Consider the following 11631-nt stretch of genomic DNA (forward strand, 5'->3'; position numbering starts at 1 on the left):
CCTCCATGCTCCGCGCACTTCGCCAGAGGCCACCGCATGAGCGCGAACAAGGGAAACGACGGCTATCGGCGCAGCCTCGGCCCGTGGGACGCGGCACTGGTGGTGGTGGGCGGCATCATCGGCGGCGGCATCTTCCTCAATCCCGGCATCGCGGCGCAGCGCACCGGGTCGGGCCTCGCGCTGCTGCTGGCCTGGATCGGCGCTGGCGTGCTGACCCTTGTCGGCGCGCTGTGCTACGCCGAGCTCGGCGCGCGGCGGCCGCAGGCAGGCGGCACCTACGTCTACCTGCGCGAGGCCTTCGGACCGCTGGCCGGCTTCCTGTTCGGCTGGACCATGCTGCTGGTGATCTATTCGGGCTCCACCGCGGCGGTGGCGACCATCTTCGCCAGCTACGCGGTGGCCGCGTTCGGTCTGCCGGCCGGCACCGCGCTGCCGCTCACGGTGGGCGCGCTGGTGTTCGTCGCGCTGGTCAACCTGTTCGGCCTCCGCCTCGGTGCGCAGGTGCAGAACCTGTTCGCGCTGCTCAAGCTGCTGGCCGTCGCGGTGCTGGTCGCCTGCGGGCTGTATCTGGCCGGCGCGCACGCGCCCGCCGCGCTGGCGGCGGATCCGATGCGCACCGGCGTGGGCTTCATGGGCGCCGCGTTGCCGGTGCTGTTCGCCTATTCGGGCTTCACCTACCTCAACAACCTCGCCGGTGAAGTGCAGGCGCCGCAGCGCAACCTACCCCGCGCCTTGTTCGCCGGCATGCTGCTGGTGATTGCCGCCTACGCGCTGGTGAACCTGGCCTACCTGGCCGTGCTCGGCCACGCGGGGCTGGCGGCCAGCACCGCGCCAGCCGCGCAGGTGATGGACCGCGTGCTGGGCCCCGTGGGCGCGCGCCTGATCGCGCTGGGCATCGCCATCTCCACGCTGGGCTTCTGCAACATCACGCTGGTGGCCGGCGCGCGCGTGCTGCAGGTGATGGGTGCGGACGGGCTGTTCTTCCGCTTCGTGGCCAAGCTGCATCCACGCCACGGCACGCCCAACGTGGCGCTGGCGGCGCTCTCGGGCTGGGCCATCGTGCTGGCGCTCTCGGGCAGCTACGGCGCGCTGCTCGACTACGCCACCTTCGGCGACTGGCTGGCCTGCGCGGTGGGCGTGGCGACGCTGTTCTGGTATCGCCGGCACGACCGGGGCGAGGTGCCGTTCCGCGTGCCGGGCTACCCGCTGCTGCCCTTGCTGTTCGTGCTCGCGATCGGCGCGGTGGTGGTCGCCACCATGCGCGACAGCCCGCGCAACGCCGGCATCGGCGTGCTCATCATGCTGGCCGGGGTGCCGGTGTATTACGCGTGGCGCAGGCGCCGGGCCGTGGGCGGGCGTCCGGCACCGTAGGGCAGGCCTGTTCGCGGTTTTTTCTCGACGCCGCCGAAGGCATCGCGAGCAGGCTCGCTCCTGCACGGCGGGGCGCCCGCCAACTGAACGCCGGTCGCGGCCCGGCTGCCCCGTTCGCCGGGGCGATGCCACAATAAGGGTCCACGCGTAAGGAAACTCCGATGCTGCAAGCGCAAGCCCCGGGCCTGCCGCCCGCCACACCCGGCGAGATCACACCGGTCCCCGTGCGCGAGGGCATCGAGCTGGTCGTCAACGGCGAGCGCTTCTGGCATACCGGCGACCCGCTGATGCCGCTGCTGTGGTACCTGCGCGACGTGCTGCGCCTGACCGGCACCAAGGTCGGCGGCGCGCACGGCGAGGGCGGGTACGACCTGGTGCTGGTCGATGGCAAGGCGGTGTCCGCGATCAAACGCCCCATGGCCGAACTCGCCGGCGCGCGCGTGACCACGGTGGAGGGCCTCGCCAACCCGGACGGCAGCCTGCATCCGTTGCAGCAGGCCTTCATCGACGAGGACGCGATCGGCTGCGGCTACTGCACCCCGGGCTGGCTGATCGCCGGCGTCGACCTGCTCACGCGCAAGCCCAAACCCACCGACGAGGACATCGACCAGTTGCCCAATCGCTGCCGCTGCGGCTGCCAGACGCGGGTGCGCCGCGCGATCAAGCGCGCCGCGGGGGTGCCGGCATGAGCGGATCGATGCGGCTCTCGCGCCGGCGGTTCCTGCAGGTGCTCGCCGGCAGCGCCGGCGCCCTGGTGGTCGGGGTGCGCTTTGCCCGGGCGCGCGACGTGCCCGTTCCGCCGGGCATGCTGGGCGACGACTTCGGCGCACTCGGGCCGTACGTGCGCATCGACCGCGAAGGCGACGTGCTGATCGGCACGCGCGACCCGGACACCGGCACCGGCACCGCGACGTCGCTACCGCGGATCATCGCGGAGGAACTGGAGGCCGACTGGACCCGCGTCCGCGTGGTTCCGCTGGGGCTGGGCGTCACGGCCCGCAACGGCAAGCCGGTGTGGACCTACGGCCACCAGCGCAGCGGCACCGGCGATTCGATTCCCGCGGCCTGGGCCGACCTGCGCCAGGCCGGCGCCCTGGCGCGCTGGCTGATCACCCAGGCGGCCGCGCGCCGGCTGGGGATCGCCGCGGACCGGTTGCGCTGCGAAGCCGGCATGGTCATCACGCCCGACGGCCGCCGCTTCCCGTACGGCAGCCTGGTCGAGGCGGCCGGCAAGATCGACCCGCCGGCCGCGCCGCTGCCGCTGAAGCCGCCGCAGCGCTACACGCTGATCGGCCGACCCGCCGGCGACGTGGATGCGCGGGCGATCGTCACCGGCCAGACCCGTTACGCCATCGACGCGCACTATGCCGACGCGCTGGTCGCCGTGCTCGCCCAGTGCCCCTGGCCCGACGGCAGCCTGGCCAGCATCGAGACCGCGCCCGCACTCGCGGTCAAGGGTGTGGTCAAGGTGGTGCCGCTCGATCCCGAAGCCGGCGTGCCGCCGGGGCAGACCGCCATCGCGCCGGCCGTGGCGGTGCTCGCCGAGACGACCTGGGCCGCCCTGCGCGGCCTGGCCGAGCTCAAGCTCGAGTGGAAGCCGGGCCAGGGCAGCGCCAACGAGGACAGCGCCCGGTTCGAGGACCAGGCGATCGCGCTGCTAGGCACCGACGCGGCGCCGACCACGCGCGTGCGCGACGACGGCGACCTCAAGGCGGCCAACCGCAAGGCCGCGCGGCGGGTCGAGGCCACCTACGTGCAGCCATGGCTGGCGCATGCCACGCCCGAGCCGATGAACTGCCTGGTGCGCCTGGACAAGGACCAGGCCACCCTGGTGGTGCCGACGCAGGCGCCGCAGCAGGCCTGGGCCGTGGTGCGGCGCCTCACCGGCCTGGCGCCGGACCGGATCGCCATCGAGGTCCCTCGCGTGGGCGGCGGCTACGGCCGGCGCCTGGACCACGACTACGTCGCCGAGGCGGTGATGCTGGCCAAGGCGGTCGACAAGCCCGTGCGGCTGATGTGGACGCACGAGCAGGGCCTCGCGCACGACTACTACCGCTCGGCCACCGTGCACCGGATCAAGGCGGTGATCGACCGCAAGCGGCACGTGATCGCCTGGGACCAGCGCATGGCGAGCGCCCCCGCACTGGCCGGCCGCGGCGTGCCCGCCGACCGGTTGTGGAGCGGCGAAGTGGATGCCGGCCAGCTCCCCGCCGGCCTGCTGCCGACCTACCGCAGCGACTGGTACAGCCTGGCCTCGGCCATGCCGCGCGGCCCGCACCGCGGCGAACCGCACGTGACCAACGCCTTCGCGGTGGAGAGCTTCATCGACGAGATCGCGCACACGCTGCGCGAGAACCCGCTGGACACCCGCCTGCGCCTGCTCGGCGAGCCCCGGCAGATCCCGCTCGCGGGTGGCGGCACGCTGGACGTGGGCCGCCTGCTCAACGTGCTGAAGCTGGTGACCGACCGCATCGAGTGGAAGAACTGGCTGCACAACGTCAACGGCATGGGCCTGGCCTGCTGGCACATCGACGGCGCCTATGTCGCCCATGCGATCGAGGCGGCGATGCAGGGCGAGAAGCTCGACATCGTGCGCGTGGTCTGTGCGGTGGACGTGGGTCGCGTGGTCAATCCGCTGGGCCTGGAGGGCCAGGTCGCGGGCGCCACCCTGGACGCGCTCTCCAACGCGCTCGCCCCCTCGATCACCTTCAGGAACGGCCAGGTGCAGCAGCAGGGCCTGAAGGATTACCCGCTCGCCACCATGGCGCAGCTGCCGCGCGAGGTCGAGGTGATCACCGTCCCCAACGACCGCGCGCCCACCGGCGCCAGTTTCCTCGCCATGCCCACCGCCGCGCCCGCGCTGGCCAACGCGGTGTTCCGCGCCAGCGCCGTGCGCGTGCGGCGGCTGCCGCTGATGAAGGAGCTGCTGCGGCTGCTCTGAGCCGTGGATAGGCTTGGCCGCCCAAACGAGTGCCTGCCTGGTCGATGCCGCCGCCCTGAAGACGCAGGTCCGCCGCGCGTTCGACGATGTCGAGCCGCCGCCCTGGTGCCTTGCCGGCAGCGCCGAGGGTACCGAGCCGGCGCTGCTCGCCAGGGAATTCACGGCCGTGCTCGACCGCCACTGGAGCGAGCTCGCGCCCGCGTTCCCGGACCAGGCGCCCGGCGGTTTCGGCTCCGCGCTCTGGTTCTTCTCCGACGAGGCCTTCCGCTTCTATCTGTCGGCCTACCTGGTCGCCGCCCTCGACGGGCAGCTGGCGCAGGCCGACCCGGTGTTCCATCTCACCCATGGCTTCACCCAGGCCGGGACACGCCCGATCAACCCGCGCCGTTACATCGCAGCCACGGCCCGCGACTAACGCCGTCTACCGGTTCGCCGCGTTCACGCCGCGCCAGGCGTCGGCCAACCGCGCGTTCCTCGAATGGTCCGCCGCGCACCCGCGCTGCCTGCCGCTCGAGCGCCGACACATCGACGCGGCGATCGGCTCCTACTCGGCTGCGAGAGCGACCTGAGCGGCCGGGCCACCGCCGCCGCACGCGCCCGATGCGCAGCGCCCCTGCAGCGTTTCATTGGAACTGGTCGCTGGGCGGCACCCAGGAGCTCGACGTCCCGGCCGGCAAGGGTGCCGGCGCCGGCACCGCTTCGCAGCCCGGCGGCAGCGGGCCGCCGGCCACGCGCGCGGTGGCGCACTGGGCGGCGTTGTCCAGGTGGATGGACGTCGCCGGCGCCGGTGCGGACGTGGCAGCGGCGGCGCTGGCCGCCGGCATCGGCGCGAGCGGCTTGACTGGCGCCTGGTTGAGCCGCCGGTACTGCTCGGCGGTGCCGCCCTTGGCCGGCGGGTCCGGGTTGCCGCAGCCGAACAGGGCGATCGGGAACAGCGGGCTGACCTTGCACTCGACGCGCACGCCGCGCGGCAGGTGGAAGGTGTGCTCGACCGTGGTCTTCTCGACCGCGTGGCGTAGCGCGGTGTCGAGCGAGCTCTCGCCCTCGGGTGTCCAGGCATCCTCGAACCGGGTGGGCCGGTAGCCGATGTCGGGCGCGCGGTGCTCCATGATCTGCGTGTCGCCGCGCGGCTGCAGCTGGATGTAGCTGCCGAGCCGGCCGTGTTCGCCGCCTTGCGCCGCGCCCGGCTGCGCCTTGCCCTGGCGACCCTCGCCCTGCCCCGCACCCTGCCCCGCCCGCGGCGCGGGCTGGCCGGCGGCGCTCGGATTGGCGGCCGCCTCGCTCGCGCCTTCACGGGCGGCACCGGGGACGCCGGTGTCGCTGCCGGCCGCCGTCGCTTGCGGGGCGCTGCTGGGCTGTCCCGTCTCGGCCTCGGTCGCGCCGGGCATGGCCGTGCTGGTCGCGGTGGCCGCCACGGCGGAGGCGGCGCTCGCCGGCGACGGCGAGGCCGGCGCCGCGGCCGCCACCTCCGGGCGCGCGAGCGGGAGCGAGGCGGCAGGCATGGCCGGCGCCGGCAGGGCGATCGCGGGCGCCTCCGGCTTCGCCGGGGCGGGCACGTTGGCGCTGCCGACCGGCACCGCGCCGAGCTGCGGCTCGGCGAGCTGGATCGCCGGCGCCTGCACGCGCGGCCGCTCGCGCGCCACGATCGGCGCAGGCGGAGCGAGCTGAGGCGACAGGTCGATTGCCGGAGCCGCCTGCGCCGGTAGCGGGATGGCCTCCACCTGCGGTGCGGCGGGGGCGGCGGGCGGCTGGGGACGCACCAGCGGGACCGGACTGGGCGGGGCGTCCTGCGGCGGCGGCGTCCGCTCGAGCGCGATGCTCGGCGCCGCGACCGTGGGCGGCGCCTGCGCCGGCACGTCCGGCAGCGCCAGCGACGGCGGCGACGGCATCGGCCGGTTGCCCTCGGGCTGCGGCTTGCGCACGGGCTCGGGCTGGAACCGTGGCGGCACCGGACGGGCTGCCGGCGGCGTGTCGAGATGGACCTGCGGCGGTGCGCCGGCCAGCGGCACCGGGGCCAGATCCGGCGTCGGCTGCGGACGCGGCACCGCCAGGGGCGGCGCGGGCGCGGCGGGCGCGGCGATACGGATCGTGGCGCGCGGCGCGCTGACGGTGATGACCGGCATGTCCGGCCGTGCCGGTTGGGGCTTCGCCGGCACGGGCGTCGGCGGCATCGAGGGTGCGCGCGACGGCGCCACCGCGACCCGCGCGCCGCCGCGGCGGGCCGGCCCGATCCGTTTCGGTGGCGTGCCGCGCACCGGCGGCGGTGGCGGCGGCTCGGGCTTCTCGATCAGGCGCACCTGCAGCGGCTCGGAGCGGTGCACCGGCTCCTCCAGGTCGTAGGCCGGCCCCAGGATCGCGCCGAACAGCACCAGCAGATGCACCAGCGAGGAGCCAACGATGCCGGCGACGCGCAGGCCGCGATCACGCGGACGCTCGGCACGGCGACGGCGGTAGACGATGGCCCGCGCGGCCGCTTCGCGCGGCGATTGCAGCATGACCACCGGGCGCGCTTCGGCGGGCGAGTCGCTGGGCTTGTCCGCGGGGGGCAGGGGCATCGGTGCAGTGTAGCTTGGGGTCGGCTCGCGGATGCCCATGCCCGCGCACGAAGGCCGCTGTGCGCGAAGCGGTCAGGGCGGCTTCGGGCAATGCGCGGCCAGCGGCTTGCCGGCGCGTCGGGCCTCGGCGCATTCGGCGTCGACGGCGCGCGCCGGCGTGTCCACCGGGCAGCCCTGCGGCAGCGGCTTGCCGGCGCGGTAGAGCGCGATGCACTCGCCCGGATCCCGTTGCGCCGGCGCCAGCTCCTTGGCCAGCGGCGCGGCCGGCGCCATGTTCAGGCGTTCGTCGCCGTCCTTTTTCGAGGGAGCCGGGGGCGGCATGGCGCAGTCCGGCGTGGGCAGGCCGAACAGCGTCTTGCACTTCAGGTGCACGCCGTGGCCGAGGTTGACCTCCTCGTGCTGGCCGGTATGGAGCGTGCGCAGCACGCCGCGCACGCCCTGCCCCACGATGGTCTCGTCCGGCGGCGGGAAGTACTGCTCGAAGCGCGTGGCCCGATACTTCACCGGGCTGTCGTGGCGCATCACCTGCGTATCGCCCTGCGGCAGGCGCTGCACGTAACCGGGCGCGGAGGCGCTGCTTGCGGCCGGCGCCGGCAACCGCACCTGACCGGTGCGGTCGTACAGCTGCGCAGGCATGCGTGGCGCGGAGGCGGCCGCGGCCGGCTCCGGCAGGCGGACGGTCATCGCATTCGGCGCCGGCCGCTCGCGTACCTGCGCGGGGTGCGCCGGCGGTGCCGGCGCAGGCGGCGGCTGCGGGAGCGGCGACGCCCGCGGCCGCGCGATGAAGCGCACCTGCAGCGCTCCGTCCAATTGCGCGTGGACCACCTCCCGGACGGCACGGGGCCGCATCTCCCACCACACGATGGCGGCGAACAGCACGTGCAGCGCCAGCACCACGCCGAGCGCGAGGCGGAAGCGCCACGGCTCGCGCGGCGTCGGGCGTGCGCGCCATGCGCGCAGCAATGTGCGGGTTTCCTCGTCCAGCGGCACCAGGCCGCGGTCGCGGGGCCGCGGGGACTGCCAACGATGGTGCTCGACCTGCGGCGGGGAAACGATAAGGGGCTCCGTGGAGAAACGGGGGCGACACCGGTCTCCGCAAGACCTTCATGCAACCGAGAGGTTCCCCGGGCGGCGGCCTCCGGTAGGAACGCCCTTGCTCGCAGTGCGTCATGCCGGTGGCGGGAAAAGGGCATCGCGAGCGAGCGCGCTCGTGCCCGGGAGGAGGTGTGGCGCCGGCGTGACGAGCGCGTGAGGTGCTTCGCTGCAGCTTGACCGCGGGGCGTTCCCGCACAAGGCTACACAGGCGGCACCCGCCGCACCCCGCCATGACCGCCCCGCCCGCGCCGCCGCGGCGGCGCCGAGGACGACCATGACGGCCCGCCATCGTCAGCCGCCACGCGCGGCCTCGTGCGGCGCCGCTCATGCCGATGCGAGACCCGCGCCTTGCCAGAGGAGGGACGTCTCGTGTCGTACAACACGGAAAACATCCGCAACATCGCGCTCGCCGGCCATGCCGGCGCCGGCAAGACCACGCTGTTCGAGGCCTTGCTGCACGCCGGCGGCGTCATCCAGACGCCCGGGTCGGTGGAGCGCGGCACCACCCAGTCGGACACCGACGCGCAGGAAAAGGCGCGCGGCCATTCCATCGACAGCGCCATCGCGAGCATCGATCGCGACGGCTGCCATATCAATCTGATCGACACCGCCGGCTACGCGGACTTCCGCGGCGGCTCGCTGGCGGCCTTCGCCGCCGTGGAGACGGTCGCGGTGGTGGTCAACGCGGCGATCGGCATCGAGCACGGCACCCGCCGCATGATGGAACACGCCCGCCAGCGCGGCCTGGCGCGGGTGCTGGTGATCAACCGCATCGATACCGAAGGTACGCGCCTGCCCGCGCTGGTCGATGCCCTGCGCGAGGAATTCGGCCCCGAATGCCTGCCGGTGAACCTGCCGGCGCAGGGCGGCAAGGCGGTGCTCGATTGCTTCTTCCAGGCCGACGGCGAGACCGATTTTTCGTCGCTGGCCGCGGCACACCAGCAGATCATCGACCAGGTGGTGGAGATCAACGAGGCGACCATGGGGGCGTACCTCGACCGGGGCGAGGCCTCGCTCAGCCGCGAGCAGCTGCACGACGCCTTCGAGCAGTGCCTGCGCGAGGGCCACCTGGTGCCGATCTGCTTTGTCAGCGCGCGCAGCGGCGCAGGCGTGCCGGAACTGCTGGACCTCGCCGGGCGGCTGCTGCCCAACCCCGCCGAAGGCAACCCGCCGCCGTTCCTCAACGGCGAGGGCGAGCCGGTGACGGTCAACCCCGACCCGCGCCAGCACGTGATCGCGGACGTGTTCAAGATCGTCAACGACCCCTTCGTCGGCAAGCTCGGGGTGTTCCGCGTGTGGCAGGGCACGATCCGGCGCGACACCCAGCTGTTCGTCGACGACTCGCGCAAGCCGTTCAAGGTCGGCCACCTGTTCCGCCTGAACGGCAAGGCGCACGAGGAGATCGAGCAGGCGATCCCCGGCGACATCGCCGCGGTGGCGAAGGTGGAGGAGATCCATTTCGACGCCGTGCTGCACGACTCGCACGAGGAGGACCGCATCCACCTGGCCCCGATGGCGTTCCCGCAGCCGATGTTCGGCCTCGCCCTCACGCCGCGGCACAAGGGCCAGGAGCAGAAGCTCTCGCAGGCACTGGCGCGGCTGGCCGAGGAGGACCCCTGCCTGCGCACGGAGCACCACAAGGAACTCAACGAGACGGTCGTGCGCGGCCTGTCCGAGCTGCACCTGAAGGTGATGGTCGAGCGCATGCGCGAACGCTACGGCGTGGAGGTGGACACCCACCCGCCGCGCATCGCCTACCGCGAGACCATCGCCGGCCGGGCCGACGGCCACCACCGCCACAAGAAACAGACCGGCGGCGCCGGGCAGTTCGGCGAGGTCTTCCTGCGCGTCGAGCCTCTGGAACGCGGCGGCGGTTTCGAGTTCGTCGACGAGGTCAAGGGCGGCGTGATTCCCAACCAGTTCCTCCCGGCGATCGAGAAGGGCGTGCGCCAGGCGATGGAGACCGGCGCGGTGGCCGGCTACCCGATGCAGGACGTGCGCGTGACCGTCTACGACGGCAAGTACCACCCGGTCGACTCCAAGGAGGTGGCCTTCATCAGCGCCGGCAAGAAGGCCTTCATGGACGCGGTCGGCAAGGCCCGCCCGATCGTGCTGGAGCCGATCGTGGACGTGGAGGTGGCCATCCCGGAGAGCAGCGTGGGCGACGTCACCGGCAGCCTGGCCGGCAAGCGCGCGCGCATCATGGGCACCGACACCCAGCGCGGCGGCGAGATCCTGATCCGCGCCCAGGCGCCGCTGGCCGAGCTCACCGACTATCCCACCGAACTGAAATCCATGACCGGCGGCCAGGGCCGCTACAGCCTCGACCTCAGCCACTACGAACCGGTCCCGCCGCCGGTGCAGAAGCAGCTGGCGGAGGCATGGAAGCCGCACGTGGAGGAGGACTGAGCGCGGACCGGCCGTGCCACGTTCCCACGGCTGGCCGAGGAACGCCACCACCGCCTGCAGCATCCGCTCGCGCCCGTGCCGGTCCAGATGCACCATGTGCGTCGCGCCGGCCAGATCCAGTCGCTGCACGCTGCGCGCGTGGACGGCGGCCACGTCCTGCGGGCGGCTCCAGAAGTCCAGTTGCGAGCGCACCACCAGCACGCGCCCGGTGATCGACGAGGCGTCGTACAGGCGCCGCCCGCTGGCCAGGTAGAAACTGTCCTCGAGCGCGTCCATGGCGCACGGAAGCTCGCCGGAGAGGTGGCGCCCGCCTGCGGATCGCTGGCCAGCGCCGCGCGGCCGTAGGCCGCCGCAACTGCCGGGTCGCGCCATGCATCCTTGTCGGCGACCGGGATGGAGCGCTCCCAGGCCGGGTAGAGCTGGTCCTGGCGGTGGCGCGCGCAACCGCTCAGGTCCGGCGCGAGGCGGGCGGGGTCGTACGGATTGGCCAGCGAACTGCCCGGGCCGATCATGGCGTGCGCGGACGCGCCTCCGTAGAGCGCGTTCAGCATGACCAGATGGGCCACCCGTTCCGGGTGCAGGGACGCGTAATAGCCCGCCCAGGTGCCCCGTCGCCCAGCCGAACAGGGCGACGTGCGCGTGATGCGTCCGTCGCATCGCCGCGCGCGCGACCGCATCGACGTCGCGCACCAACTCGCAGGCGCGCGAAAGCGGCGCACTCTGCTCCGGGGCGGGCCATCGCCGGTGGGCGGTCCGAGCCGCCGTAGCCGCGCGCATCCATCACGTAGACCGGCCGCCCGGTCCGCAATGCCAGGTCCTGCGCGAGCGAACCGCCGGGCACCGCCAGATCGAACGAAGCCACCCCGGGCACCCGCGCGCCGTGGATCAGGATCAGCGGCTCGCCCTTCGCCTGTGGCGTACGCACCTCGCGCACGTGGATGCCGACGCCGTCCGCAGTCACCACGCGGAAGTCGTGCCGCTGCACCGCATCCGCCCGCGCGGACAAGACCAGCAGGCACCCCGTCGCGCCTGCCAGCGACCACACACCGGTTCGCCACCTCGCGCCGTTCGCAGCCCGCATGCCGGCGCCTCTTCAAGCCCGCGAAGGCCGGATCATGCCAACGGGTCGCAGTGCCTGTCACCCGGCGATGGGCGACTAGGTGTGATCTCTCAGTAGGTTGTTCACCCGGGGCGATCCCGGAGATTCTGGAGGTGCGACCCAACCAGCACACCAGGAGCCCCGGATGAACCTGCATAAAC

Annotated in this window: 8 protein-coding genes; 5 read left to right on the plus strand and 3 right to left on the minus strand. The window is 73.4% G+C overall.

The window, feature by feature from the left end:
- Nucleotides 1-36 precede the first annotated feature (36 nt).
- The 4 genes from WAT24_RS07575 (at nt 37) to WAT24_RS07590 (ending at nt 4727) form a co-directional block, all read left to right on the plus strand.
- Entirely contained in the window at nt 37-1371 is a 1335-nt protein-coding gene (locus WAT24_RS07575; RefSeq protein WP_336807223.1) for an APC family permease, read from the plus strand.
- Between the two features lie 161 nt (nt 1372-1532).
- Nucleotides 1533-2060 (plus strand): (2Fe-2S)-binding protein, encoded by a 528-nt coding sequence (locus WAT24_RS07580; RefSeq protein ID WP_336807224.1) that lies wholly within the window; start codon nt 1533-1535, stop codon nt 2058-2060.
- A complete protein-coding gene (locus tag WAT24_RS07585) occupies nt 2057-4312 on the plus strand; it encodes a xanthine dehydrogenase family protein molybdopterin-binding subunit (RefSeq protein ID WP_336807225.1) in 2256 nt (751 codons plus the stop codon). The genes WAT24_RS07580 and WAT24_RS07585 overlap by 4 nt, the downstream gene beginning before the upstream one ends.
- Before the next feature lie 13 nt (nt 4313-4325).
- Nucleotides 4326-4727: a hypothetical protein gene (locus tag WAT24_RS07590; protein ID WP_336807226.1), complete on the plus strand. Its 402-nt coding sequence runs from the start codon at nt 4326-4328 to the stop codon at nt 4725-4727.
- Nucleotides 4728-4935: 208 nt separating this feature from the next.
- On the opposite strand, the gene WAT24_RS07595 is transcribed toward WAT24_RS07590, so the two are convergent.
- Together WAT24_RS07595 and WAT24_RS07600 are read right to left on the minus strand one after the other, a co-directional pair.
- A complete protein-coding gene (locus WAT24_RS07595; RefSeq protein WP_336807227.1) occupies nt 4936-6867 on the minus strand; it encodes a hypothetical protein in 1932 nt (643 codons plus the stop codon).
- A gap of 72 nt (nt 6868-6939) precedes the next feature.
- Nucleotides 6940-7857, minus strand: a complete 918-nt coding sequence (locus WAT24_RS07600; RefSeq protein ID WP_336807228.1) for a hypothetical protein — start codon at nt 7855-7857, stop codon at nt 6940-6942.
- Between the two features lie 474 nt (nt 7858-8331).
- Between WAT24_RS07600 and fusA the strand changes: the two genes are divergently transcribed.
- A complete protein-coding gene (gene fusA / locus WAT24_RS07605) occupies nt 8332-10371 on the plus strand; it encodes an elongation factor G (RefSeq protein WP_336807229.1) in 2040 nt (679 codons plus the stop codon).
- Between the two features lie 544 nt (nt 10372-10915).
- Here the strand turns inward: fusA and WAT24_RS07610 are convergent.
- Complete coding sequence (locus WAT24_RS07610) at nt 10916-11452, minus strand: alpha/beta fold hydrolase (RefSeq protein WP_336807230.1); 537 nt, start codon at nt 11450-11452, stop codon at nt 10916-10918.
- Between the last annotated feature and the right edge of the window lie 179 nt (nt 11453-11631).

The sequence above is a fragment of the Fulvimonas yonginensis genome (assembly GCF_037137055.1).
GTDB lineage: Bacteria > Pseudomonadota > Gammaproteobacteria > Xanthomonadales > Rhodanobacteraceae > Frateuria_A > Frateuria_A yonginensis.

What these genes read in the sequence shown, in the direction of transcription:
- WAT24_RS07575 (WP_336807223.1), top strand. Translation starts at nt 37, where the DNA reads ATGAGCGCGAACAAGGGAAACGACGGCTATCGGCGCAGCCTCGGCCCG.
- WAT24_RS07580 (WP_336807224.1), top strand. Translation starts at nt 1,533, where the DNA reads ATGCTGCAAGCGCAAGCCCCGGGCCTGCCGCCCGCCACACCCGGCGAG.
- WAT24_RS07585 (WP_336807225.1), top strand. Translation starts at nt 2,057, where the DNA reads ATGAGCGGATCGATGCGGCTCTCGCGCCGGCGGTTCCTGCAGGTGCTC.
- WAT24_RS07595 (WP_336807227.1), bottom strand. Translation starts at nt 6,867, where the DNA reads ATGCCCCTGCCCCCCGCGGACAAGCCCAGCGACTCGCCCGCCGAAGCG.
- WAT24_RS07610 (WP_336807230.1), bottom strand. Translation starts at nt 11,452, where the DNA reads ATGCGGGCTGCGAACGGCGCGAGGTGGCGAACCGGTGTGTGGTCGCTG.